Genomic DNA, 23,676 nt, shown 5'->3' with positions numbered 1-23,676 from the left:
GATGGCGTAATCTTAAATCTATACAGAAGGAGGGAATACGATGCCACGGAAAGGTCCTGTAACCCGTCGTGACGTACTGCCTGATCCGATTTACAACAGCAAGTTGGTCACTCGTCTGATCAACCGCTTGATGCTGGATGGCAAACGCGGTGTTGCGCAGAACATCCTGTACAATGCATTCAACATTATTCAGGAGCGTACTGGTCGCAACCCTATGGAAGTGTTTGAAGAAGCACTGAAAAACGTAATGCCTGTACTGGAGGTAAAAGCTCGTCGTGTTGGTGGTGCCAACTACCAAGTACCGATCGAGGTAAAACCTGAGCGCCGTACCACTCTCGGCCTGCGTTGGTTGGTTAACTACTCCCGCACTCGCGGTGAGAAAACCATGGAACAACGTCTGGCAAACGAGATCATGGACGCTGCGAACAACACAGGTGCAGCAGTGAAAAAGCGTGAAGACACGCACAAGATGGCTGAAGCAAACAAAGCGTTTGCACACTATCGCTGGTAGTAATAAGAGCGGGTGTTCGGTTTCGATACCCGCATATTCTTACATTCGAGTATGGAAGGAGCATACCCAATGGCTCGCGAGTTCTCTTTAGCGAATACGCGGAACATCGGTATCATGGCACACATTGATGCCGGTAAGACAACCACCACTGAGCGTATTCTGTTCTACACCGGTCGCGTGCACAAAATTGGTGAAACGCACGAAGGTGCGGCCACCATGGACTGGATGGAACAAGAGCAAGAACGCGGTATTACCATTACCTCGGCTGCTACCACGGCTCAATGGAAAGGCCATCGAATCAACATTATCGATACGCCTGGACACGTAGACTTCACTGTTGAAGTAGAGCGCTCCCTGCGCGTTTTGGACGGTGCCGTAACCGTTTTCGACGCGAAAGGCGGCGTTGAGCCTCAGACCGAAACCGTTTGGCGCCAAGCTGACCGGTATGGCGTACCTCGTATGTGCTACATCAACAAAATGGATATTATCGGCGCAAACTACGATATGTGCTTGGAGCAAATTCGTACCCGCCTGGGCGCAAACCCGGTAGCTGTTCAATATCCAATCGGTGCGGAAGACCAGTTCAAAGGTATGGTTGACCTGATCGAAATGAAGGCAATCATCTATACCGATGACCTCGGTAAAACCTCCGATGCTGTTGAAATCCCGGCTGAACTCAAAGACAAGTGCGAAGAGCTCCGTCTTGCACTGGTTGAAGCAGCTGCGGAACAAGATGAAGAATTGATGATGAAGTACCTGGAAGGCGAAGAGCTGACCAACGATGAAATTCGCGCAGCTCTGCGTAAAGGTACCATCGAGTGCAAAATCACGCCAGTCATGTGCGGATCTTCCTACCGTAACAAGGGTGTTCAACCAATGCTGGACAACGTAGTGGCATACCTGCCATCTCCGATCGATATTCCAGCAATCAAAGGTACGCTCCCTGACTCCGAGGATGAAGTAGAACGTCCGGCTGACGACAACGGTCCGTTCTCCGCTCTGGCGTTCAAAATCATGGCTGACCCGTACGTAGGTCGTCTGACATTCTTCCGCGTATACTCTGGTGTTCTGAGCTCCGGTTCTTACGTACTGAACTCCACCAAAGGCAAGCGCGAGCGTGTCGGTCGTATCCTGCAAATGCACGCAAACCACCGCGAAGAAATCCAACAGGTTTACTCCGGTGACATTGCAGCAGCTGTAGGTTTGAAAGACACTACGACTGGTGATACCCTCTGTGATGAGAAAGCTCCAGTAATTCTGGAGTCCATGACCTTCCCGGAGCCGGTTATCCACATTGCGATCGAGCCTAAATCCAAGGCCGACCAAGACAAAATGGGTGTTGCGCTTTCCAAGCTGTCCGAAGAGGATCCAACGTTCAGAACTCACACAGACGAAGAGACTGGTCAAACCATCATCTCCGGTATGGGTGAGCTTCACTTGGAGATCATCGTTGACCGCATGAAGCGTGAATTCAAAGTTGAAGCGAACGTAGGTGCTCCGCAGGTTGCTTACCGCGAGACATTCCGCAATGCAGCCAAAGTGGAAGGTAAATTCGTTCGTCAGTCCGGTGGTCGTGGTCAATACGGTCACGTTTGGGTGGAGTTCTCTCCACTGGAGCCGGGCAAAGGCTTCGAATTCGAAAACAAAATCGTCGGTGGTGTAGTACCGCGTGAATACATCCCTGCGGTACAAGCTGGTATCGAAGAAGCTATGAAAAATGGTGTTCTTGCCGGCTTCCCACTGGTAGATATCAAAGCAGCGCTGGTTGACGGTAGCTACCACGATGTCGACTCCTCCGAGATGGCATTTAAAGTGGCTGGTTCCCTCGCACTGAAAGAAGCTGCGAAGAAATGTGGCGCTACTCTTCTCGAGCCAATCATGAAGGTAGAAGTCACAATTCCGGAAGAGTACATGGGCGACGTTATGGGTGACCTGAACTCCCGCCGCGGTCGTATCGAAGGTATGGAAGCTCGTGCAAACGCACAAGTGATCCGTGCAATGGTACCACTGTCCGAGATGTTTGGTTACTCCACCGTACTGCGCTCCCGTACGCAAGGACGCGGTACGTACGCAATGGTACTCGACCATTACGAAGAAGTACCGAAGTTCATCGCTGATGAAATCGTCAAGAAGTCCAAAGGCGAATAATTGGCGCGCTTGACTTTATCTTGAAACGAGAAAGGTTTACAATATGATAGGGTAACCGTTGATAGGGTAAACCTTTCTTTACTCTAATAAAACCCTTATTAATGAGGAGGCTCACTCTCATGGCTAAAGAAAAATTTGAGCGGACGAAACCGCACGTAAACATTGGTACCATCGGTCACGTTGACCACGGTAAAACTACTCTGACTGCTGCTATCACCACTGTTTTGGCTCAAGCAGGTCAAGCGAAAGCAATGGCTTATGACAGCATCGACGCTGCTCCAGAAGAAAAAGAGCGCGGTATCACAATCAACACTGCTCACGTTGAGTACGAAACTGCAAACCGTCACTATGCACACGTTGACTGCCCTGGACACGCGGACTACGTGAAAAACATGATTACCGGTGCTGCTCAAATGGACGGCGCTATCCTGGTAGTATCTGCTGCAGATGGCCCAATGCCACAAACTCGTGAGCACATCCTGCTGTCCCGCCAAGTAGGCGTACCTTACATCGTAGTATTCATGAACAAATGCGACATGGTAGACGATGAAGAGCTCTTGGAATTGGTTGAAATGGAAATCCGCGACCTGCTGTCTCAATATGAGTTCCCAGGCGACGATATCCCAGTAATCAAAGGTTCTGCAAAAGAAGCTCTTGACAACCCATCCGGCGATTGGGCTAAGAAAATTCTCGAGCTCATGGAAGCTGTTGACACTTACATCCCAACTCCTGAGCGTGCAACTGATAAACCATTCCTGATGCCAGTTGAGGACGTATTCACCATTACTGGCCGTGGTACTGTTGCTACCGGTCGTGTAGAGCGCGGTGTAATTAAAGTTGGTGACCAAGTAGAAATCGTTGGTCTGGCTGAAGAAACAAAAACTACTACTGTAACTGGTGTTGAGATGTTCCGCAAACTGCTGGATCAAGCAGAAGCTGGTGACAACATCGGTGCTCTGCTCCGTGGTGTTGAGCGCAAAGACATCGAGCGCGGTCAAGTACTGGCGAAGCCAGCATCCGTTAAACCTTACACCAAGTTCAAAGCAGAAGTTTACGTTCTGTCCAAAGAAGAGGGCGGCCGTCACACTCCTTTCTTCTCCAACTACCGCCCACAATTCTACTTCCGTACAACTGACGTTACAGGTATCATCCAACTGCCAGAAGGCGTTGAAATGATCATGCCTGGCGACAACACTGAGTTCACCGTTGAACTGATCGCTCCAGTAGCGATGGAACAAGGTACTCGCTTCGCTATCCGCGAAGGTGGCCGTACAGTTGGTGCAGGCGTAGTTTCCTCCATCACTGAGTAATTGCCAAAAAAGCAAACCCGACAGCATAATGGTCAAGACCCCATTTAGTGGACAGTAAGAAAAAACCCGACCGTTAGACCGACAGCTGACGTCTGAATTCAACAGGCGTCAGCCTTTTTAATTTTCGTTGTGGTCGACTTTGGTTGTAGAATTGAATATATTCCTCAATTCGCCTTTGTGCCTCATCCACACTTCGGATATCATAAGGGTAGAGCCCTTCCGTTTTGAGATGCGAGAAGAAGCTCTCCATCGAGGCATTATCATAACAGTTGCCTCTCCGAGACAAGCTGATTTGGGCGCCAACCTTCGGCAACATGTCGTGGTAAGCGTAGGACGTGTACTGGAATCCCTGATCGCTGTGAACGATCAGTCCAGTCACGTCTTTCGTCTTTTTAAAGGCTTTCTCAAAGGTCCGTAGGACCAACTGATTGTCGTTGCGAACTCCAATGTGGTAAGCCACAATCTCATTATTAAACAAATCCTTAATAGCAGACAGGTAGAGCCACGTATCCGCGACACGATACTGTGTGACATCGGTTACCCATTTTCGATTAGGTGCATCCGCTTTGAAATTCCGCTGCATTGTCAACTGCAAATGAAAATTCCCCATTATCTGCACTTGAATTTTCCCCATATTAGGCAATAGGTTTGTTTGAATAATGCCCCCGAGGGGGCTGGCGGCGGGAAAATTCCGTTCATTCGGTTTTATCTACAATTGTCTCTGGTCGAAAGAAACCAGCTTTTTTCTTCTCCTTTATGCGATAACTTTCTCCTTTAATGTTGATGGTGTGGGAGTGATGCAATAATCGATCAAGGATGGCGGTGGCAAGTACCGTATCTCCAAATATCTCTCCCCACGAACCATAAGACTTGTTCGAGGTAAGAATAATCGAACCAGATTCATAACGCTCCGAAACTATTTGAAAGAAAAAATGAGCTGCCGTTTCATCCATCTTGCGATAGCCGATTTCATCAATGATCAGTACATTTGGCTTAATAAAAGCCCGCATTTTTTGTTTGATACTATTGTTTTGATGGGCAATCTGAAGGGTCTGTACCAAATCGTGAGCAGTTGTAAAGTAAACTGTCAAACCTTGCTTAATGGCTTCCAAAGCCAATGCAACAGACAAGTGGGTCTTTCCGACTCCTGGCGGACCCAGCAAAATGAGATTCTCCTGTTGGTGCACAAACCGGAGGGTTGCCAAATCACGAATCCGTCTTTCATCTACGGAAGGCTGGAAACTGAAATCGAATTGCTCTAATGTTTTATGGTAGGGTAAATGAGCCAATCGTGTCTTCATTCGAATAAATCGCTCCCTCTTGGCCTTGATTTCCTCTTGCAAAAGCTTGTCCAAGAACTCCAAATACGATATATTCTGAGCAGCAGCTTCTTCTGCGTGGTGGTGAATAATTTCCGGGATTCGTACCCATCCCATTTGCGAAAAGGCTTCTTCTAAACGGGACTGGAGCATCATTGTACGATCACCTCCTCGTCAGCAAACTGCTCGTAGACTGATAAATCACGTTCCACCACTTCGGGGCTTGGATTTGAAACCAGACGCGGCATAGGTTGGGGAGCCTTCACGCGACTTTGGGTTTGAATCCCCTCGAAGTGTTTTTTATTGGTTACGACTTGTTTGGAACGAACTGCTTTTTGATGTTCAGCGATAATCGTGTTGCCCTGATAGATCCGGATAAGACCATTCTGGAGATCTTGTACCTGTACCGTATGACCAATATAGGTATAGGGTACAGAATACCTGCTTCCTCCGTAAGAAACGAGCAAATCGTTGGATACTCTTCGAGTATGCCGTTCTACTTCTTCGAACGGAACCGGGTTAAGCGGCTTCAACTGTTCATGTTTCCATCGATCTACCGGCTTTTCATGTGTGGTGCCGTGAATCCGTACATTGGCTACCGTATCCAACCAATGGCGTACTTGTTGATTCAAGTCACTCAGGCTGGTAAACGACTGTACGCGAGGCCAAAAATTCTTTCGCACATAGCCAACACCATTTTCTACTTTCCCTTTTGTTCGTGCACGGTAGGGGGCACAACGCCGGAGGGTAAAGCCGTGATGACTTGCAAACTGAGAAAAACGTTCATTCCACAATACATGGCCTTGGTCGTCGTAACCTGCAATGACGGTTTTCATATTGTCGTACAAGCATGTATCCGGTCTGCCGCCAAAGTATTGCATGGCACGTAAGTGACAGCCGATGAGGGTATCCAGCCGTTCGTTCTCCGTAAATTCCACATACAACATTCTCGAGTATCCCAAAACCATGACAAAGGCGTATAGTCGTTTATATCCACCATTCCATTCAACTTTGAAATGTCCCCAGTCTACTTGCGCTTGCTTACCAGGTGTGGTTTCATAACGGATCGTTGCCTTGGAGGTAACGACGGGGCGCAATGGTTCCATGAAGGAACGAAGGAGTCTAATTTGTCCTGAGTATCCCTGGGCTCTAATTTCATCAAACAAGACAACAGCATTTAAGCAGCCTTCTTCCATTCTCGCTTTGATATAGGGTTTAAATGGATCGAGGATGCTTGCTTTTTTGACGGTTCGCTGGTATTTCGAAGGTTCATCCCTCTTCAACCACTTACGGATTGTTTTTCGATCCCTCCCTAATTCGTTCGCAATTTGCGTGGTACTCATTCCTCTTTGTTTCATGTCTTTAATCAAGTAAAACTCCCCATTCTTTAGCATATTTCTCTCCTCCAGGGAGAGATTTTCTGCCGAAAGTGGGGAATTTTCAAGTGCCGTTATTGAGGATTTTAACAGTGCCGTTCACAGCATCACATTCTCAGCGACTCGTCCACCTTCGGTTGAAGCATAGTGACCTCGATATTTGCGGCGTATTCGAGAACGGAGCTTCATTTCTTGCATCAGACGTAGTACCTTCTTATGGTTGACCCATACCCCGTGATCTCGTAAGAGAAACAGCTGGGTTTGTCGATACCCATATTTACCATCATACTTCTTATAAACTACTTTGATGAGGTCTTTCACGGGCTTGTCCCGGTCCGCTTGTTGCCGTTTCAAGTATGCATAGTATCCACTTCTTGAGACTCCAAACAGCTTGCAAAGTTCACTAGTCGTATACTCACCAGCTACTTGCTTGATCGCCTCATACTTATGGGCTGCACCTCCCGCATCCAGATTTTCAAACACTTTTTTAGCATCGAGTTCTCTCGTTTTAGCTTTTTAACATATCGATCTTGATCAACATATTCTTCACGTCTACCTCGTTGATCCATCAACCCAAATTCGCCTAACTGTTTATATTTTTTCATCCATACTTTAAGCCGGTGGCGGTCCGGAATCCCCAGATGCTCCATGATTCGACGGTATGTCCATCCTTCTTCGATATGCAGTCGTATGGCTTCCACCTTTAATTCGTGAGAATAACTTCTAAACGTTTGCCCCTTTTTCACCATAAAAAATGCACCCCTTAAATTTCATCGGATTTACCAGGGGTTTAATCCAATGTCCATTCTAAGGGGTGCACTTCATAAAGCTGTCGGGTTTTTTATTTTTCATGCGGCAAATTGCTGCTGCCTGTCACAACAACCGGTCCCTGATCGTCTTGTGAGTAGAACAGAACCCGAAAAGGGGAGACGCCAAGTGGAGCATGTTGATGTGTGTGTAATCGGCGGCGGACTATCCGGATTGGCGTCGGCTGTCTGTTTGGCAGGGGCGGGTAAAACGGTTATGCTGGTGGAACAATCAGAACGGCTTGGCGGCCGTGCTTCCTCTGATGTTTATGAAGGGTGTTTTGTAAACCGGGGACCTCATGCCTTATGCCAAAAATGGATAGGAATGAAGGTGCTGGGCCAACTGGGAATCGTTCCAAAAGGGGGCACGTTGGCTTTAGGTGGCACGCTAACAGAGCGGGAACATGAATATGAGCTGCCAATGACACCGCTCTCACTGCTGAAAACCAATGTTTTTACCTGGAAACAAAAGAAGGAATTTCTCAGTCTGTTGTTTCGCTTGACGAGGCAGGATTTGGAAAAAGGCGCCGCCCTGGACGTTATCGTCAAGAGGCTGCCGAATCCGGACATTTCCTTTGCCCTGGATCTGGAGCAGCCCCTGTATTTTTCGAATCATTCAGCCGCAGCAGTCTTTACGAATCATCCGGACTACCAGGTGATACACACATTCAAATATCATCGTGCTTCGGAAATCCCTGATTCCGACCAGGATCGCGAGCTGTTGGAAGCCTTTCTCGACAGGCTGCAGCCAGGCTGGCAAAACGAGGTTTTGAAAAAGCGCTATTTGCCAGCGATGACGGTTTCCCACAGTCTGGTGACACCGGAGCGAGCCGCCATGCTGTCCAAAGAAAGTCCGGCTATCAAGGAAATTCCCGGTCTTTACGCAGTTGGCGACTGGTTTGCACGCGAGGGGCTGTTGGCGGATGCGGCATTGGCTAGCGCGTATGAGGCTGTGCAAGACATTTTGAAGATGGAAGGCAAGTGAGGATGAGCCATGATGGATACACAGCAGCTCTACGTAACATACAAGCCGCTGCTTTTTTCGATTGCCTACCGCATGCTCGGAACAGTAGCGGATGCAGAGGATATTGTTCAAGATACGTTTTTGTCGCTTGAAAGATTTCAAAAAAAGAATGTCGAAAACATCAAAGCGTGGCTTTGCAAGACTTTGACAAATTGCTGCATTGACTTTTTGAGGTCTGCTCGGAAAAAGAGGGAAGTATACGTAGGACCTTGGCTGCCCGAACCCGTTGTTTTTCGGGATGAACAGCTTGGTCCAATGGAGCAGGTGATCCGGCAAGACCAACTGTCGATTGCGATGCTGGCCTTGATGGAAAGTCTCTCGCCTGTAGAAAGAGCCATCTTTATTTTGCGGGAGGTCCTCGATTTTGAATATGACGAGATTGCCGAGATAACGGGCAAGGAGACGGTGAACTGCCGCAAGATTTTCAGTCGGGTAAAACAAAAGCTCTCCAAAGAGCTGCCAGACAAAAGGATTGATTACGAGCAGCAGAGGATGCTGCTGGAGTCGTTTTTACAGGCGATTCATACGGAGGATTCGGCCACATTGCTGGAGCTGCTGTCTCCGGATGTGGTCCTCTACTCCGATGGCGGCGGAAAGGTAAAGGCCGCTCTCAGGCCTATTTTGTCGAGCGAGAGAGTTGTCGCGTTCTTGCTGGGAGTCACCCGAAAGCAATCTACAGATTATCGTGTGGAAATCGCAAACGTAAATGGCGAGGCTGGCATCATCGCCTATGAGGGAAATGAGGTTTACGGTATAAATACAATCAAGCTGGTAGACGGAAAAATCGCGGCCGTGTATATCATCCGGAATCCGGATAAACTCAAAAACGTTTGATGACTCAAGGTTAGTGCGCGCCGGTGGTCCTTATCAAATTTGCAAATGACGGCGATCAAAAAAAGGAAATTATGTGACGGCCATTCCTGTGCTACAATTACGAATGCGATTTGTAATGTAGAAAGGGAAGAAGGGCCAGTCATGCAAAACAATGAACGATGGTTGTATCTGATGCTTGCCGGTGTGGTCACACTGTGGGGCCTGAATGTCGTAATGGTAAAGTACCTTACCATGTTTCCGCCGCTCTACGTGGCAGCGATCAGGATGACTGTAGCAGGCCTTTGTTTGAGCCCGATTTTATGGATGTATCGGCACCAGTTGAGATTGAAAGGGACTGACTGGCTGCTCATCGTGGGAGTAGGCGCCAGTTCGATAGCGCTGCACCAGTTGACACTCGCTTTGGGAGTGCGATTTACGACTGCAGGAAACGCATCTCTGATTTTGGGACTCAATCCGTTGGCAACAGCTCTGCTTGCCATGCTTCTTCTGGGCGAAGGAATGTCCTGGCGGAAGGGGCTCGGGATCGGGGTTGGATTCAGCGGTGTTTTGATTGTCGTTTTGTCCCAGCATGGTTCAATCGAAATGAACGGCTGGGGAGACTTGATTATGTTCTCCTCGATGCTGATGTATGTCACGGGCGGACTATTGATTCGGAAGCTGACGACCCGGGGCGTTCCCGTTTTGTTGATTACAGCCGCTTCGCAGATGTTCGGGGTCCTCTTTTTATGGGGGGCGGCTCTGGTTGAACAGCCATTATCCTACTATGTATCACTGGAAGTAACACCGTTCCAATGGCTCGTCATTTTTGTGTCAGGCGGACTCTCGACGGCTGTAGGTTCGATGGGCTGGAATTACGGCATTCGCCAGTTGGGGGCAAGCCGGACGGCTGTATTTTTAAATGGAATGCCGCTCGCCAGCCTGTTTTTTGCCGCTTTGTTTCTCGGGGAGCGATTGCAGCTTTTGCATTTGCTCGCTCTGGTGATGATAGTCGCTGGCGTTTATTTGGGGTCGCGGCAGATTTCGGCAAGAGGGATCAAGCCAAAAACGGATGTCATGACAAAAGCGTAGGGGAGCTCCCTACGCTTTATCTGTTTCCCACTGGTTGACCATATGGTAGGCGGTCAGGCGCAAGCGCTCAAAGAACTGATCTCTGAGCTCGCCTTTTAGACCGATGCGATCCATAGCCTCGCTCATGCAAGAAAGCCATGCGGCTGCTTGCGTAGTGCCGATCGGAAACCGCATGTGGCGGGCGCGGAGCATGGGATGGCCATGCTTGTCGCTGTAGAGGGTGGGCCCGCCTAGAAATTGAGTGAGGAACTGATACTGTCTCTCCTTCACTTCGGTAAAATCGTCCGGAAAGAGCGGAGCGAGATCGGGATGCTTCGCTACGAGATCGTAAAACGTATCTACCAAACGGGTGAGAGTCTCGGCCCCGCCAATTTGTTCATAAGGTGTGACAAGCTTGTCGGACACTGCCGGTATCCTCCTTCTTTGCGAGAGTACGTTACCAGTATACCGTGTTTCTTCTTATATATATAGCCGGGAAGAGAAGGTTCTGTTTTTGCGCGGGCAGATAACAAAAAAACAAGCGAGACTGAGAGAGAAAAAATGAGTTTGGAAGTGAATCCCGCTTGCCTTTGGCCGGATAAATCAGTAAGATGGACAAAGTGAGCCAAAAAAGGCCGCTGTGTACGAAAAATGTGTGGAAAACCAAGAAAAAACTTGCGTTGCCCATTTCATTTTAGTACAATATTGAATGTTGGTCATGGACTTGCGATGATGTGGGAGGTTGCTGACACACCCGGCCCCTTTGCCATGACCGGGGTGCAGGATATTTCCACGGAGAAATGTCCGTTTCAAAAAATGGGCGAAAAAGGAGGGACTAAAATGGCAAAACAAAAGATTCGTATTCGTTTAAAGGCGTACGATCACAAAATCCTCGATCAGTCTGCTGAGAAAATTGTGGAGACTGCCAAGCGTTCCGGTGCCAATGTATCGGGTCCAATTCCGCTTCCAACGGAGAAAGCAGTTTACACGATTTTGCGTGCTGTTCACAAGTACAAAGATTCTCGTGAACAATTCGAGATGCGCACTCACAAACGCTTGATCGACATTTTGAATCCGACCCCACAAACGGTTGACGCGCTGATGCGTTTGGATCTGCCGTCCGGTGTGGACATCGAGATTAAACTGTAAGGTTCGAGTACGATACACGCGTAGGCGTTGTCTTAATAAGCGCGATCTATCAAGTCTTCAAACCCCGTAAACGGCGCCCCTGCGCATCGGCAGGGACCTTGATACAACAGTATGGTAAGTGGATATAAGCACAGGAGGTGGCACAAATGACCAAAGGAATCTTAGGCAGAAAGCTTGGCATGACCCAAGTTTTTGGTCCGAACGGATCGGCAATCGCTGTTACCGTCATCGAAGCAGGTCCTAACGTAGTACTGCAAAAGAAGGATCAAGAGAACGATGGATACGAAGCTATCCAGATCGGTTTCGAAGACAAAAAGGAACATCGAGCTAACAAGCCGGAAAAAGGACACGCAGCGAAAGCTAACACTGCACCTAAGCGCTTCATTCGCGAAATTCGCGGAGTAAACCTCGCAGATTACGAGGTAGGTCAAGAATTGAAAGCTGATATTTTTGCCGCAGGAGAGTTTGTAGACGTTGCCGGCGTAACCAAGGGTAAAGGTTTCCAAGGTGCGATTAAACGTCACAACCAAAGCCGCGGTCCGATGGCTCACGGTTCCCGTTACCATCGTGGTCCTGGTTCTCTCGGGGCTATCGATCCAGGCCGTGTATTCAAAGGCCAAACCCTGCCAGGTCAAATGGGTGGCGACAACGTAACCATTCAAAACCTGGAAGTAATCAAAGTTGATGCTGATCGCAATCTGATTTTGGTGAAAGGCTCCGTGCCTGGCCCGAAAAACAGCTACGTTCTAGTATCTACGGCAGTCAAGAAGAACTAGTTAAGGAAAGGAGGAACTGACATGCCAAAAGTAGCTCTTTACAATCAAGCTGGTTCACAAGTAGGCGAAATCGAACTGGCAGACAGTGTTTTCGGTATCGAGCCTAACAACGCTGTTCTTTTCGATGCTATCGTTATGCAGCAAGCGTCCCAACGCCAAGGCACGCATGATGTAAAGAACCGTTCTGAGGTTCGTGGCGGCGGCCGCAAGCCGTGGCGTCAAAAAGGTACCGGTCGTGCTCGTCAAGGTTCCATTCGCGCTCCGCAATGGAAGGGTGGCGGCGTAGTATTCGGTCCGACTCCACGCAAATACGGATACAAACTGAACCGTAAAGTTCGTCGTCTGGCGCTGAAATCCGCGCTGTCGACAAAAGTACAAAACAACGAACTGTTGGTATTGGATGCACTGAACTTCTCTGCTCCAAAAACCAAAGAAATGGCTGTTGTACTGAACAACCTGAAAGTAGATCGCAAAGTGCTGATCGTAACCTCCGAGTTCGATCAAAACGTAGCGCTCTCTTCCCGCAATATCCCAGGCGCTAAATTCGTAGATGCAGCTGGCATTAACGTTCTGGACCTGGTTGCGCACGATAAAGTAATCGTAACGAAAGATGCGGTTGCGAAAGTAGAGGAGGTGCTCGCCTAATGAAGAGCCTTCACGACATCATCAAGCGCCCTATCATTACGGAGCGCACCACTGACATGATGGCTGAGAAGAAGTACGTTTTTGAAGTGCCGCTCAAAGCCAACAAAACCGAGATCAAGCAAGCCGTTGAAAAAGTATTCGGCGTAAAAGTAGAAGCAGTAAACACTTCCCGTGTTCCTGCGAAGCCAAAACGCTACGGCAAATACTCCGGTTACACCTCTGAGTGGAAAAAAGCGATCGTTAAGCTGACAGAAGACAGCAAAGAGCTGGCTTTCTACGAAGGCGTATAACCCCGACGACTACCGAAAAGGAGGGAATTTTAAATGGGTATCAAAAAGTTTAAACCGACTTCTCCTGGTCGTCGCCAAATGACGGTTTCTACTTTCGAGGAGATCACAACTTCGACTCCCGAAAAATCCCTGTTGGCGCCTCTGAGCAAGAAAGCTGGACGCAACAACCACGGGAAAATCACCGTTCGTCATCAAGGTGGCGGTCATAAACGCAAATATCGTATCATCGACTTCAAACGGAACAAAGATGGCATCGTAGGTCGCGTAGCTACTATCGAGTACGATCCAAACCGTTCCGCAAACATCGCTCTGATCAACTACATGGACGGGGAAAAGCGTTACATTATCGCTCCACACGGCCTGAAAGTTGGCGATGAAATCATTTCCGGCGCAGATGCTGACATCAAAACCGGTAATGCACTGCCACTGGCTAACATTCCAGTTGGTACTACCATTCACAACATCGAGCTGAAACCTGGCAAAGGCGGACAATTGGTTCGTGCAGCAGGTACTTCCGCTCAATTGCTCGGTCGCGATGGCGATTTCGTAATCGTGCGCCTGTCCTCCGGTGAAACTCGCCGCATCCATAACGTTTGCCGCGCTACCATCGGTCAAGTAGGCAACATCGACCACGAGCTGTTGAACATTGGTAAAGCTGGTCGTTCCCGTTGGTTGGGTATTCGTCCAACTGTACGTGGTAGCGTAATGAACCCGAACGATCACCCACACGGTGGTGGTGAAGGTCGCGCTCCGATCGGACGTAAAGCACCAGTTACTCCTTGGGGTAAACCGACTCTCGGTCTCAAAACCCGCAAGAAGAAAAACAAATCCGATCAATATATCATCCGCCGTCGCAAGAAGTAAGGCAGGGTGAGACAATAACCGAACGCCTTTGGCGAAGGGAGGTTCACACATGGGTCGCAGTTTGAAAAAGGGTCCTTTCGTAGATGATCACCTGATGAAAAAAGTAGTTGAACTGAACGAAAAGAACGAAAAACGCGTGGTGAAAACCTGGTCTCGTCGCTCCACAATCTTCCCTGATTTCGTAGGACACACGTTTGCTGTATATGACGGCCGCAAACATGTACCGGTATACGTTACAGAAGATATGGTAGGTCACAAACTGGGTGAATTTGCACCAACTCGTACCTTCAAGGGTCACGTCGATAACGACAAGAAATCCAAGAAGCGCTAATTTTCTCTTGACAGAGAGGAGGTACAAAGATGGAAGCTAAAGCAGTTGCTCGCTATATTCGCATTGCCCCTCGCAAAGTTCGCCTGGTGGTTGACTTGATTCGAGGCAAGCAAGTGGGTGAGGCGCTGGCGATCCTGAAACACACGCCGAAAGCGGCTTCTCCGGTAGTGGAGAAACTTCTGAAATCGGCGATCGCTAACGCTGAACACAACTATGAAATGGATCCGAACGGACTCGTTGTTGGAAAAATCTTCGTGGACCAAGGTCCAACACTGAAGCGTTTCCGCCCGCGTGCTATGGGTCGCGCAAGCCGCATCCATAAGCGCACCAGCCACATCACAGTGGTACTAAACGAGAAATAAGGAGGGATTACGTGTGGGTCAAAAGGTAAGCCCGGTTGGTCTTCGTATCGGCATTATCCGCGACTGGGAGTCCAAATGGTACGCTGACAAGGACTTCGCAGCTCTGTTGCACGAAGACCTGAGAATCCGCAAATTTGTAAAAGGGCGTCTGAAAGATGCTGCTGTTTCTACCATTGAAATCGAACGTGCAGCGAACCGCGTAAACGTTACGATTCACACCGCTAAGCCTGGTATGGTAATTGGTAAAGGTGGCTCGGAAGTAGAAGTTCTGCGCAAATCCTTGACCGAACTGACTGGCAAGCGCGTACACATCAACATCAACGAAGTGAAGAAGCCTGATTTGGATGCTACTTTGGTAGCTGAAAATATCGCTCGTCAACTGGAAAACCGTATTTCTTTCCGCCGTGCTCAAAAGCAATCGATTACTCGTTCGCTGCGCGCAGGTGCAAAAGGAATCAAAACTCTGGTCAGCGGTCGTCTTGGCGGAGCTGACATTGCACGTTCCGAAGGTTACAGCGAAGGTACTGTTCCGCTTCATACGCTCCGTGCTGACATCGACTATGGTACAGCCGAAGCACACACCACTTATGGCCGCATCGGCGTAAAAGTGTGGATCTACCGTGGAGAAGTCCTTCCTACGAAGAAGAACGTAGCGACTGAGGAAGGAGGCAAATAAACATGTTGACGCCAAAACGCGTGAAACACCGCAAACAGCACCGCGGAAAAATGGCTGGTAACGCAAAAGGCGGTACTACTGTTGCTTTCGGTGAATTCGGTCTGCAAGCTCTCGAACCGGCTTGGATTACCAACCGTCAAATCGAGGCTGCCCGTATTGCGATGACTCGTTACATCCGCCGTGGCGGTAAAGTATGGATCAAGATTTTCCCTGACAAACCAATTACACAAAAGCCGCTTGAAGTACGGATGGGTTCCGGTAAAGGTTCTCCTGAGTACTGGGTAGCTGTAGTGAAACCTGGCAAGATCATGTTTGAACTTGCTGGCGTATCCGAAGAAGTCGCTCGCGAGGCTATGCGCCTGGCAATGCACAAACTGCCTATTAAGTGCAAGTTCGTGAAGCGGGAAGAAGTGGGTGGTGACGCACATGAAGGCTAATGATTTTCGCAATTTGACCACTGCCGAGATCGAACAAAACGTTAACTCCTTGAAAGAAGAGCTGTTCAACCTTCGCTTCCAGTTGGCTACCGGTCAGCTCGAAATCACATCTCGCATTAAACAAGTGCGTAAGGATATTGCTCGTGCGAAAACCGTCCTGCGCCAAAGAGAATTAGGGATCGGCTAATTACAGGAAGGAGGTTCGAACATGACCGCAGAACGCAAAATGCGTAGAACCATGGTAGGTCGCGTTGTATCCGACAAAATGGATAAAACCATCGTTGTTCTGGTAGAGACCTACAAAAAGCATCCGCTGTACGGTAAACGTGTGAAGTATTCCAAGAAGTTCAAGGCTCACGACGAAAACAACTCTGCGAAAACAGGCGATATCGTGGAAATCATGGAAACTCGCCCGCTGTCTAAAGACAAGTGCTTCCGCTTGGTTCGTATCGTCGAAGAGGCAGTAATCGTATAACTCAGATTTTCGGGTAATTACATCCGAAAGGAGGAACAGTAAATGATCCAAACTCAGACGAGATTGGCTGTTGCTGACAACTCCGGTGCAAAAGAACTCATGTGCATCAAGGTTCTGGGCGGTTCCGGTCGCAAAACGGCGAACATCGGTGATGTTATCGTGTGCTCCGTTAAATCCGCTACACCCGGCGGCGTTGTCAAGAAAGGTCAAGTAGTTAAAGCGGTTGTAGTACGCAGCGTGCGCGGCGTTCGCCGTCAGGATGGTTCTTACATCCGTTTTGATGAAAACGCAGCAGTAATCATTAAAGAGGATAAATCACCTCGTGGTACCCGTATTTTTGGACCGGTAGCACGTGAACTTCGTGAAAAAGACTTCATGAAGATCATCTCCCTGGCTCCTGAGGTAATCTAATTGAACGGAAATACTCTGGTAGTTTGCTCGATAGGAGGTGCACCAAGCGATGCACGTTAAGAAAGGCGACACTGTTATCGTAATAACGGGTAAAGACAAGGGTAAAAAAGGTCGCGTTCTCGCTGCTTACCCGAAGAAAGATCGCGTCCTGGTTGAAGGAATCAACCTGGTGAAAAAACACTCTCGTCCGTCCCAATCCAATCCGCAAGGCGGCATTGTAACTCAAGAAGCACCGATTCATGTATCCAACGTATCTTTGATCGATCCGAAGTCCGGCAAAGCAACACGTATCGGTTACAAGGTACTGGATAACGGTAAAAAAGTTCGGTACGCGAAAAAATCTGGCGAAGTTCTCGACAAGTAGTCAGATCGGAAAGGAGGATGTCCTAGATGGCAGCAAGATTGAAAGAAAAATATACTAGCGAAATCGTGCCTAGCCTGATGAGCAAGTTTGGTTACTCTTCCATCATGCAGGTTCCGAAAGTAGAAAAAATCGTGATCAACATGGGTGTTGGTGAAGCGGTAGGCAACGCCAAGGCTCTGGATTCCGCGGTTGAAGATTTGCAAATTATCGCTGGTCAAAAGCCGGTTGTAACTCGTGCAAAGAACTCCATCGCTGGTTTCAAACTGCGTGAAGGTATGGCAATCGGTGCGAAAGTGACACTGCGCGGTGAGCGTATGTACCACTTCCTCGACAAACTGATGAACGTATCTCTCCCACGTGTACGTGACTTCCGTGGTGTATCTTCGAAAGCTTTCGATGGTCGCGGCAACTACACGCTCGGTCTGAAGGAACAGCTGATCTTCCCTGAGATCGAGTACGATAAAATCGACAAAGTTCGCGGTATGGACATCGTAATCGTCACTTCCGCGAAAACAGACGAAGAAGCTCGTGAATTGCTGACTCAAATGGGTATGCCATTCCGTAAATAAACCCCACAAACAAAGTAAGGAGGGAAGAATGTGGCAAAGAAATCGATGGTTATCAAGCAACAACGGAAACCGAAGTTTGCGGTTCGTGCTTACACCCGTTGTGAGCGCTGCGGACGTCCTCATTCCGTTTTGCGCAAATTTAAACTCTGCCGTATTTGCTTCCGTGAACTTGCTTATAAAGGCCAAATCCCTGGCGTGAAAAAAGCAAGCTGGTAATTTGAAACGGGAAGGAGGTTCTCTCTCATGGTTATGACTGATCCAATCGCTGACATGCTTACGCGCATTCGTAACGCCAACATGGTTCGCCACGAGAAAGTGGAGATCCCGGCGTCCACTATCAAGAAAGAAATTGCTCGCATCCTGAAGGAAGAAGGTTTCATTCGCGATGCTGAGTTCGTTGAAGATAACAAGCAAGGGATCATCCGTGTTTTCCTGAAATACGGTGCGAACAACGAGCGCGTAATCACCGGACTGAAGCGTATCTCCAAGCCAGGTCTGCGCGTATATGCGAAAAACACAGAGATCCCTAAAGTTCTTGGCGGTCTGGGTGTAGCCCTGATCTCTACGTCTGCTGGCGTAATGACCGACAAGCAAGCTCGCCAAGCTCATGTAGGTGGAGAAGTTCTCGCTTACGTTTGGTAATCACAGATTTGAAAAGCACAGGAGGTGCACCACATGTCTCGTGTCGGTAGAAAACCGATCGTGGTCCCTGCAGGCGTTACCCTCACTCTGAACGGTACTGAGCTGACGGTAAAGGGCCCTAAGGGTCAACTCGTTCGTAACTTCCATCCGGATATCAAAATCAATATCAACGATAACGAAGTAGTCGTTGAGCGTCCTAGCGATAACAAGCTTCACCGCTCTCTCCATGGTACGACTCGTGCGCTGGTTGCCAACATGGTAAAAGGCGTATCCGAAGGCTTTACTCGTACACTAGAGCTTGTAGGTGTAGGTTACCGCGCTGCGAAAGCAGGAAAAGGCGTAACTCTTTCTCTCGGTTTCTCTCACCCAGTTGAGGTAACTCCTGAAGAGGGTATTGAAATCGATGTACCAAACCAAACCACTCTGGTGGTTAAAGGTATCGACAAAGAGCGCGTAGGCCAAATCGCGTCTGAAATTCGCTCCCTCCGTAAGCCTGAGCCATACAAAGGCAAAGGGATTAAGTACAGCGACGAAGTTGTTCGCCGCAAAGAGGGTAAAAAAGGTAAATAAGCTTCGTAGTTTTATGAGAAGGGAGGCCGCGTAATGTTTACGAAAGCTGATAAAAACAAAGCTCGGAAAAAACGCCATCTGCGCATTCGCAAGCGTCTGGTCGGCTCTGCTGTACGTCCGCGTCTGAACGTATTCCGTTCTTCCAAGCACATCTATGCTCAACTGATCGATGATGCTACAGGCACTACTTTGGCACAAGCATCCTCTCTGGATAAAGAGCTTGGCCTGAAAAACGGTGCGAATGTAGAAGCAGCGACTGCTGTGGGTACACTGATTGCTAAGCGTGCACAAGAAAAAGGTCTGAATGACGTAATTTTCGACCGTGGTGGATATATTTATCATGGACGCATTAAAGCACTCGCAGAAGCAGCTCGTGAAGCTGGCCTGCAATTCTAACAACAAGGAGGGAAAGGAATGCGTATCGACTCTAGCAAATTGGAGCTGGAAGAAAAAGTAGTCGCCGTTAACCGTGTTGCGAAAACGGTTAAAGGTGGACGTCGCATGAGCTTCAGCGCTCTTGTGGTAGTCGGCGACCGCAACGGTCACGTAGGCGCTGGTATGGGTAAAGCCCAAGAAGTGCCGGACGCGATTCGTAAAGCGATTGACGATGCAAAGAAAAAATTGATCCGTGTACCGATGAAAGGAACGACCATTCCGCACGAAGTACTGTGCCACTTCGGTTCCGGTAAAGTGCTGATTAAACCTGCTTCCGAAGGTACCGGTGTTATTGCTGGCGGACCTGTCCGCGCGGTTCTGGAGCTTGCTGGTGTAGGTGACGTTTTGAGCAAGTCTCTCGGTTCCAACAACCCCATCAACATGGTCAACGCTACGCTGGAAGGCCTCGGCCGTCTGAAAACAGCGGAAGACGTCGCGAAACTGCGCGGTAAGACTGTTGACGAGTTGTTGGGTTAATAAGGAGGGAATGGACATGGCAAAATTGCAAATTACCCTCAAGCGCAGCGTGATCGGCCGCACAGTCGATCAAAAAGATACAGTAAAAGCTCTGGGTCTTCGCAAAATCAACCACACTGTGGTGAAAGAAGATAACGCTGCAATCCGCGGCATGATCTTCAAAGTGAAGCATCTGGTAGAAGTGAAAGAAGTAGAAGCGTAAACGTTGATTTTACACGGTTAGGAGGTGCAAGGAATGAAATTGCATGAACTGAAACCTGCAGAAGGGTCCCGCCATACTCGCAAGCGCCTTGGTCGCGGTATCGGTAGCGGTACTGGTAAAACAGCTGGTAAAGGTCATAAAGGTCAAAACGCTCGTTCCGGCGGCGGTGTTCGTCCTGGATTCGAGGGTGGTCAAAACCCACTGTTCCGTCGACTGCCTAAGCGCGGTTTCACTAACATTAACCGTAAGGAATACGCGGTTGTTAGCTTGGATGCGCTGAATCGTTTTGAAGAAGGCACTGTGGTTACACCTGAACTGTTGAAAGAAACTGGTGTAATCAGCGCTATGCGCGACGGTGTAAAAGTTCTTGCAAACGGTGAACTGACTGTGAAGCTGACTGTGAAAGCTCACAAGTTCTCCAATGCAGCTGCTGAGAAGATCGCTCAAGTCGGTGGAACAACCGAGGTGATCTAATGTTAGGCTCATTAACTAACATTTTTAAGATAGGCGACCTGCGTCGTAAGATATTCTTTACGCTGATGATGCTGGTCGTCTTCCGAATCGGGAGTTTCGTCCCTGCCCCTAACGTGAATGTCGAGTTGTTTCAGCAGAATACGAACCACTTGCTGGGATTGTTGAATACCTTCTCCGGTGGCGCACTGCAAAACTACTCGATTTTTGCAATGGGAATCATGCCGTACATTACGGCATCGATTATCATGCAGCTTCTGTCCATGGATGTTGTGCCTAAGTTTACGCAATGGGCTCGTGAAGGAGAAGTGGGACGCCGCAAAATCGCGACCGTCACGCGCTACTTCACCATTGTGCTTGCTTTGATCCAATCTGTGGGGATGACGATCGGGTTTAACAACATGGCTCCAGGACTGCTTAACGATACGTCGATTGGCAGTTACGCATTGATCGCACTCACTCTGACAGCAGGAACCTCGTTTCTGATGTGGATGGGTGAACAAATTACAGAGAAGGGTATCGGAAACGGGATTTCGATTATCATCGTTGCTGGTATCGTTGCCAATATTCCTAGTGGGATTACGACAATTTACACGACGCAATTTGGCGACGCTTCTCAGAATCTGTTCTTTTCAATCGTAAAATTGCTGATTGTCCTTTTGGTGATCATCGCTATTATTGTTGGGGTCATCTTTATGCAGCAAGGTGTGCGCAAGATTCCGGTGCAATATGCAAAGCGTGTAGTTGGTCGCAAAATGTACGGTGGTCAATCCACCCACATTCCGCTCAAAATCAACTCTGCTGGTGTAATTCCCGTTATCTTTGCAATCTCGCTCGTAATCTTCCCTTCAACAATCGCGCAGTTCTGGGTAGATGGTTCCGGAACGGGTATCGCCAACTGGATCTACACACATTTCCAACCTAGCGCAGCGCTTGGGATGACGCTATACGCAATCTTGATTATCGGTTTCACGTATTTCTACACTTTTGTACAGATCAACCCTGTACAACTGGCGGAGAATATGAGGAAAAATGGCGGTTACATTCCTGGTATCCGACCCGGTAAAAACACCGAGGTGTACATTACCCGTACGTTGAACCGTCTTACATTGGCTGGCGCCTTGTTCCTGATGACAATTTCCATATTGCCATTCTTCTTCAGTAAGCTGGCCAACCTGCCTCAACAGATCTACATCGGCGGAACTTCTCTGCTGATCGTGATCGGTGTCGCTCTCGACACGATGAAGCAGATCGAAAGCCAGATGATCAAGCGCCATTACCAAGGGTTCATTAAGTAACCGAGGTAGTTGAAAAGCTTTCTGGTCGGGGATACGGCTCCGATTCAGGGTGCGTGAGAAGCTTTTCGGATGGGACGGAGGAATGAACGTGAATATAATCTTGATGGGACTGCCTGGTGCCGGTAAAGGCACACAGGCAGAACGAATCGTAAAAGAGTTTGACATCCCGCATATTTCAACCGGTGACATGTTCCGGGCAGCGGTCAAAAACGAAACGCCGCTCGGACTGAAAGCCAAGTCCTATATGGACCAGGGGCAGCTTGTTCCTGATGAGGTCGTCATCGGAATTGTGCGGGAACGCCTGGCAATGGAAGATTGCGAGAAGGGTTTCCTCCTCGATGGATTCCCGCGTACTGTTCCTCAGGCTGAGGCATTGACGGCGACAGTGAAGGAGCTGGGACGTGAGATTGATCACGTCATCAACATCAATGTTCGCCGTGAGCTTCTGATTGATCGTCTGACCGGCCGCTGGATTTGTCCAGTGTGCGGGGCGAGCTACCACACCATGTTCAATCCTCCGAAAGAGGCAGGAATTTGCGACAAGGATGGCGGCAAGCTCTATCAACGCGATGACGACAAGCTGGAAGTTGTTTCTCAACGCCTCGATGTCAATATTGCCCAAACACAGCTGCTGATCGATTACTACACGGAGCAAGGCCTTCTGCGTAGCATTGACGGCGAGCAGGATATCCAGGTTGTGTTTGAGGAGATTAAGTCTTTGTTGCGAGGGTAAGTGAATGATCATCCTAAAGTCGAAAGCAGAACTTGAGGTTATGCGCGAAGCTGGTCGGATCGTCGCACTCACCCATCAAGAACTGGCTAAGGCGATCAAGCCTGGCGTAACGACAAAGCAACTGGACGAACTCGCCGAAACCTTTATCCGCAGCAAGGGAGCGATTCCATCGTTTAAAGGCTACGGAGGCTTTCCAGGAAGTATCTGTGCTTCAGTCAATGAAGAACTCGTACACGGGATCCCAGGAAAACGGGTGCTGCAAGAAGGGGACATCATCAGCATCGATATTGGAGCTCAGTATCAGGGCTTTCATGGTGACTCTGCTTGGACGTACCCGGTCGGCAATATTGCAGAAGAAGATCAACGTTTGCTGCGAGTGACGGAAGAGTCGTTGTACAAGGGCCTGGAAAAGGCACTACCTGGTGCGCGGCTGTCCGATATTTCCCACGCGATTCAGATCCACGCAGAAGCTGCTGGCTTCACTCTCGTTCGCGAGTATGTGGGGCATGGGATCGGGCAAAACCTGCACGAAGATCCTCAGGTTCCCAACTACGGGCCGCCTGATCGAGGTCCTCGGTTGAAACCGGGAATGGTGTTGGCAATCGAACCAATGGTCAATGCCGGCGAACGTTATGTCCGCACTTTGGAGGACAATTGGACGGTTGTAACAGTGGATCGAAAAAGATGTGCTCACTTTGAACACACCATCGCGATTACGGAAGATGGCTATGAGATTTTTACAAGAGCGTAGCTGAGGCACAACGGTCGCTTCAGGATTGTCGTCCAACGTGTCGACGATAAGTTCGTTCCGTATTTCATATACCAAAAACTCATGGTCTGACTGAAGCTGCAGAAGAAAGGAGAGTGTACGATGGCGAAAGACGATGTAATTGAAGTGGAGGGTACGGTAATCGAACCTTTGCCCAACGCGATGTTTCGGGTAGAATTAGAGAATGGGCACAAAGTGCTCGCTCACGTTTCGGGAAAAATCCGCATGCATTTTATCCGCATTCTGCCAGGGGACAAGGTAACCGTTGAACTGTCGCCTTACGATTTGACTCGCGGACGCATTACGTACCGCTATAAATAACAAAATGCTTCCCAGCGTTTTGTAACCGCAGCGC

Annotated in this window: 38 protein-coding genes; 32 read left to right on the top strand and 6 right to left on the bottom strand. The window is 48.9% G+C overall.

The annotated features are described in order from the left end of the window. Positions 1-40: 40 nt before the first annotated feature. The 3 genes from rpsG to tuf all read left to right on the top strand — a co-directional run bounded on the left by rpsG (position 41) and on the right by tuf (position 3,969). Positions 41-511 (top strand): 30S ribosomal protein S7, encoded by a 471-nt coding sequence (gene rpsG / locus V5G20_RS26780; protein WP_003391996.1) that lies wholly within the window; start codon positions 41-43, stop codon positions 509-511. Positions 512-580: 69 nt separating this feature from the next. After that, the gene (gene fusA / locus V5G20_RS26775) at positions 581-2,659 is read left to right on the top strand and encodes an elongation factor G (protein ID WP_003391995.1); all 2,079 of its coding nucleotides are present in this window, start codon (positions 581-583) and stop codon (positions 2,657-2,659) included. A gap of 119 nt (positions 2,660-2,778) precedes the next feature. Beyond that, positions 2,779-3,969: an elongation factor Tu gene (tuf, locus tag V5G20_RS26770; RefSeq protein ID WP_003391992.1), complete on the top strand. Its 1,191-nt coding sequence runs from the start codon at positions 2,779-2,781 to the stop codon at positions 3,967-3,969. A 73-nt stretch (positions 3,970-4,042) separates the two neighbouring features. Here the strand turns inward: tuf and V5G20_RS26765 are convergent, their stop codons facing one another. The 5 genes from V5G20_RS26765 to V5G20_RS26745 form a co-directional block, all read right to left on the bottom strand. Continuing rightward, entirely contained in the window at positions 4,043-4,579 is a 537-nt protein-coding gene (locus V5G20_RS26765; protein WP_338463494.1) for an IS3 family transposase, read from the bottom strand. Between the two features lie 85 nt (positions 4,580-4,664). Next, positions 4,665-5,444 carry an IS21-like element helper ATPase IstB gene (istB, locus tag V5G20_RS26760; protein ID WP_338462886.1) on the bottom strand — a complete coding sequence of 260 codons (780 nt, stop codon included), beginning with the start codon at positions 5,442-5,444 and terminating at the stop codon, positions 4,665-4,667. Then, a complete protein-coding gene (istA, locus tag V5G20_RS26755) occupies positions 5,441-6,658 on the bottom strand; it encodes an IS21 family transposase (RefSeq protein ID WP_338462884.1) in 1,218 nt (405 codons plus the stop codon). The genes istB and istA overlap by 4 nt, the downstream gene beginning before the upstream one ends. Before the next feature lie 105 nt (positions 6,659-6,763). Then, a complete protein-coding gene (locus V5G20_RS26750; protein ID WP_338462882.1) occupies positions 6,764-7,147 on the bottom strand; it encodes an IS3 family transposase in 384 nt (127 codons plus the stop codon). Then, positions 7,087-7,413, bottom strand: coding sequence for a helix-turn-helix domain-containing protein (locus V5G20_RS26745; protein WP_024985204.1), 327 nt, complete (start codon positions 7,411-7,413; stop codon positions 7,087-7,089). Before V5G20_RS26745 ends, V5G20_RS26750 begins: the two co-directional genes overlap by 61 nt. Positions 7,414-7,600: 187 nt before the next feature. On the opposite strand from V5G20_RS26745, the gene V5G20_RS26740 reads away from it, so the two are divergent. The 3 genes from V5G20_RS26740 to V5G20_RS26730 all read left to right on the top strand — a co-directional run bounded on the left by V5G20_RS26740 (position 7,601) and on the right by V5G20_RS26730 (position 10,396). Further along, a complete protein-coding gene (locus V5G20_RS26740; RefSeq protein WP_338462880.1) occupies positions 7,601-8,455 on the top strand; it encodes an FAD-dependent oxidoreductase in 855 nt (284 codons plus the stop codon). 9 nt (positions 8,456-8,464) lie between these two features. Further along, a complete protein-coding gene (locus V5G20_RS26735) occupies positions 8,465-9,328 on the top strand; it encodes an RNA polymerase sigma-70 factor (protein WP_338462878.1) in 864 nt (287 codons plus the stop codon). Between the two features lie 141 nt (positions 9,329-9,469). Continuing rightward, positions 9,470-10,396, top strand: a complete 927-nt coding sequence (locus V5G20_RS26730; RefSeq protein ID WP_024984055.1) for a DMT family transporter — start codon at positions 9,470-9,472, stop codon at positions 10,394-10,396. 9 nt (positions 10,397-10,405) lie between these two features. Here the strand turns inward: V5G20_RS26730 and V5G20_RS26725 are convergent, their stop codons facing one another. Next, positions 10,406-10,801 (bottom strand): hemoglobin-like protein, encoded by a 396-nt coding sequence (locus V5G20_RS26725; RefSeq protein WP_003391986.1) that lies wholly within the window; start codon positions 10,799-10,801, stop codon positions 10,406-10,408. Positions 10,802-10,936: 135 nt separating this feature from the next. On the opposite strand from V5G20_RS26725, the gene V5G20_RS27200 reads away from it, so the two are divergent. The 26 genes from V5G20_RS27200 (at position 10,937) to infA (ending at position 23,642) form a co-directional block, all read left to right on the top strand. Continuing rightward, positions 10,937-10,999 (top strand): hypothetical protein, encoded by a 63-nt coding sequence (locus V5G20_RS27200; protein WP_375338711.1) that lies wholly within the window; start codon positions 10,937-10,939, stop codon positions 10,997-10,999. Positions 11,000-11,215: 216 nt separating this feature from the next. Then, positions 11,216-11,524 (top strand): 30S ribosomal protein S10, encoded by a 309-nt coding sequence (gene rpsJ / locus V5G20_RS26720; RefSeq protein ID WP_003333796.1) that lies wholly within the window; start codon positions 11,216-11,218, stop codon positions 11,522-11,524. Between the two features lie 146 nt (positions 11,525-11,670). Then, complete coding sequence (gene rplC / locus V5G20_RS26715; RefSeq protein WP_003391984.1) at positions 11,671-12,300, top strand: 50S ribosomal protein L3; 630 nt, start codon at positions 11,671-11,673, stop codon at positions 12,298-12,300. A 21-nt stretch (positions 12,301-12,321) separates the two neighbouring features. Continuing rightward, positions 12,322-12,945 (top strand): 50S ribosomal protein L4, encoded by a 624-nt coding sequence (gene rplD, locus V5G20_RS26710; RefSeq protein ID WP_003391982.1) that lies wholly within the window; start codon positions 12,322-12,324, stop codon positions 12,943-12,945. Continuing rightward, a complete protein-coding gene (rplW, locus tag V5G20_RS26705) occupies positions 12,945-13,235 on the top strand; it encodes a 50S ribosomal protein L23 (RefSeq protein WP_003391980.1) in 291 nt (96 codons plus the stop codon). Before rplD ends, rplW begins: the two co-directional genes overlap by 1 nt. A gap of 33 nt (positions 13,236-13,268) precedes the next feature. Beyond that, a complete protein-coding gene (gene rplB / locus V5G20_RS26700; RefSeq protein ID WP_003391979.1) occupies positions 13,269-14,099 on the top strand; it encodes a 50S ribosomal protein L2 in 831 nt (276 codons plus the stop codon). A 49-nt stretch (positions 14,100-14,148) separates the two neighbouring features. Beyond that, positions 14,149-14,430: a 30S ribosomal protein S19 gene (gene rpsS, locus V5G20_RS26695; RefSeq protein WP_003391977.1), complete on the top strand. Its 282-nt coding sequence runs from the start codon at positions 14,149-14,151 to the stop codon at positions 14,428-14,430. 29 nt (positions 14,431-14,459) lie between these two features. Then, entirely contained in the window at positions 14,460-14,792 is a 333-nt protein-coding gene (rplV, locus tag V5G20_RS26690; protein ID WP_003391974.1) for a 50S ribosomal protein L22, read from the top strand. A gap of 13 nt (positions 14,793-14,805) precedes the next feature. After that, positions 14,806-15,468, top strand: coding sequence for a 30S ribosomal protein S3 (gene rpsC / locus V5G20_RS26685; protein WP_003391972.1), 663 nt, complete (start codon positions 14,806-14,808; stop codon positions 15,466-15,468). A gap of 2 nt (positions 15,469-15,470) precedes the next feature. After that, the gene (gene rplP / locus V5G20_RS26680) at positions 15,471-15,905 is read left to right on the top strand and encodes a 50S ribosomal protein L16 (protein ID WP_003391969.1); all 435 of its coding nucleotides are present in this window, start codon (positions 15,471-15,473) and stop codon (positions 15,903-15,905) included. Next, the gene (gene rpmC, locus V5G20_RS26675) at positions 15,895-16,092 is read left to right on the top strand and encodes a 50S ribosomal protein L29 (RefSeq protein ID WP_003391966.1); all 198 of its coding nucleotides are present in this window, start codon (positions 15,895-15,897) and stop codon (positions 16,090-16,092) included. Before rplP ends, rpmC begins: the two co-directional genes overlap by 11 nt. Before the next feature lie 21 nt (positions 16,093-16,113). After that, positions 16,114-16,380 (top strand): 30S ribosomal protein S17, encoded by a 267-nt coding sequence (gene rpsQ / locus V5G20_RS26670; RefSeq protein WP_003391964.1) that lies wholly within the window; start codon positions 16,114-16,116, stop codon positions 16,378-16,380. 42 nt (positions 16,381-16,422) lie between these two features. After that, positions 16,423-16,791, top strand: coding sequence for a 50S ribosomal protein L14 (gene rplN, locus V5G20_RS26665; RefSeq protein WP_003391962.1), 369 nt, complete (start codon positions 16,423-16,425; stop codon positions 16,789-16,791). 49 nt (positions 16,792-16,840) lie between these two features. After that, on the top strand, positions 16,841-17,155 hold the full coding sequence (gene rplX / locus V5G20_RS26660) for a 50S ribosomal protein L24 (protein WP_003391959.1): 315 nt from the start codon (positions 16,841-16,843) through the stop codon (positions 17,153-17,155). A 26-nt stretch (positions 17,156-17,181) separates the two neighbouring features. Beyond that, complete coding sequence (rplE, locus tag V5G20_RS26655; RefSeq protein WP_003391957.1) at positions 17,182-17,724, top strand: 50S ribosomal protein L5; 543 nt, start codon at positions 17,182-17,184, stop codon at positions 17,722-17,724. A 30-nt stretch (positions 17,725-17,754) separates the two neighbouring features. Next, complete coding sequence (locus V5G20_RS26650; protein ID WP_003391955.1) at positions 17,755-17,940, top strand: type Z 30S ribosomal protein S14; 186 nt, start codon at positions 17,755-17,757, stop codon at positions 17,938-17,940. A 27-nt stretch (positions 17,941-17,967) separates the two neighbouring features. Then, on the top strand, positions 17,968-18,366 hold the full coding sequence (rpsH, locus tag V5G20_RS26645) for a 30S ribosomal protein S8 (RefSeq protein ID WP_003391953.1): 399 nt from the start codon (positions 17,968-17,970) through the stop codon (positions 18,364-18,366). 33 nt (positions 18,367-18,399) lie between these two features. Next, positions 18,400-18,936 carry a 50S ribosomal protein L6 gene (gene rplF / locus V5G20_RS26640; protein ID WP_003391950.1) on the top strand — a complete coding sequence of 179 codons (537 nt, stop codon included), beginning with the start codon at positions 18,400-18,402 and terminating at the stop codon, positions 18,934-18,936. A gap of 33 nt (positions 18,937-18,969) precedes the next feature. Beyond that, positions 18,970-19,332: a 50S ribosomal protein L18 gene (rplR, locus tag V5G20_RS26635; protein ID WP_003391949.1), complete on the top strand. Its 363-nt coding sequence runs from the start codon at positions 18,970-18,972 to the stop codon at positions 19,330-19,332. Positions 19,333-19,350: 18 nt separating this feature from the next. After that, positions 19,351-19,848, top strand: a complete 498-nt coding sequence (rpsE, locus tag V5G20_RS26630) for a 30S ribosomal protein S5 (RefSeq protein WP_003391947.1) — start codon at positions 19,351-19,353, stop codon at positions 19,846-19,848. Positions 19,849-19,864: 16 nt separating this feature from the next. Then, the gene (rpmD, locus tag V5G20_RS26625) at positions 19,865-20,050 is read left to right on the top strand and encodes a 50S ribosomal protein L30 (RefSeq protein ID WP_003391945.1); all 186 of its coding nucleotides are present in this window, start codon (positions 19,865-19,867) and stop codon (positions 20,048-20,050) included. 33 nt (positions 20,051-20,083) lie between these two features. Next, on the top strand, positions 20,084-20,524 hold the full coding sequence (gene rplO / locus V5G20_RS26620; RefSeq protein WP_003391943.1) for a 50S ribosomal protein L15: 441 nt from the start codon (positions 20,084-20,086) through the stop codon (positions 20,522-20,524). Continuing rightward, positions 20,524-21,819 (top strand): preprotein translocase subunit SecY, encoded by a 1,296-nt coding sequence (gene secY, locus V5G20_RS26615; RefSeq protein WP_003391941.1) that lies wholly within the window; start codon positions 20,524-20,526, stop codon positions 21,817-21,819. The genes rplO and secY overlap by 1 nt, the downstream gene beginning before the upstream one ends. 88 nt (positions 21,820-21,907) lie before the next feature. Then, positions 21,908-22,552, top strand: a complete 645-nt coding sequence (locus V5G20_RS26610) for an adenylate kinase (protein WP_003391939.1) — start codon at positions 21,908-21,910, stop codon at positions 22,550-22,552. 4 nt (positions 22,553-22,556) lie between these two features. After that, positions 22,557-23,303, top strand: coding sequence for a type I methionyl aminopeptidase (gene map, locus V5G20_RS26605; protein WP_003391937.1), 747 nt, complete (start codon positions 22,557-22,559; stop codon positions 23,301-23,303). A 120-nt stretch (positions 23,304-23,423) separates the two neighbouring features. Continuing rightward, positions 23,424-23,642: a translation initiation factor IF-1 gene (infA, locus tag V5G20_RS26600; protein WP_003333772.1), complete on the top strand. Its 219-nt coding sequence runs from the start codon at positions 23,424-23,426 to the stop codon at positions 23,640-23,642. The last annotated feature ends 34 nt before the right edge of the window (positions 23,643-23,676 follow it).

The organism is Brevibacillus borstelensis, from assembly GCF_036700025.1.
GTDB classification, from domain to species: domain Bacteria; phylum Bacillota; class Bacilli; order Brevibacillales; family Brevibacillaceae; genus Brevibacillus; species Brevibacillus borstelensis.
Note: the sequence above shows the minus strand (reverse complement) of the source record. Positions and strands in the feature narration are given on the sequence as shown.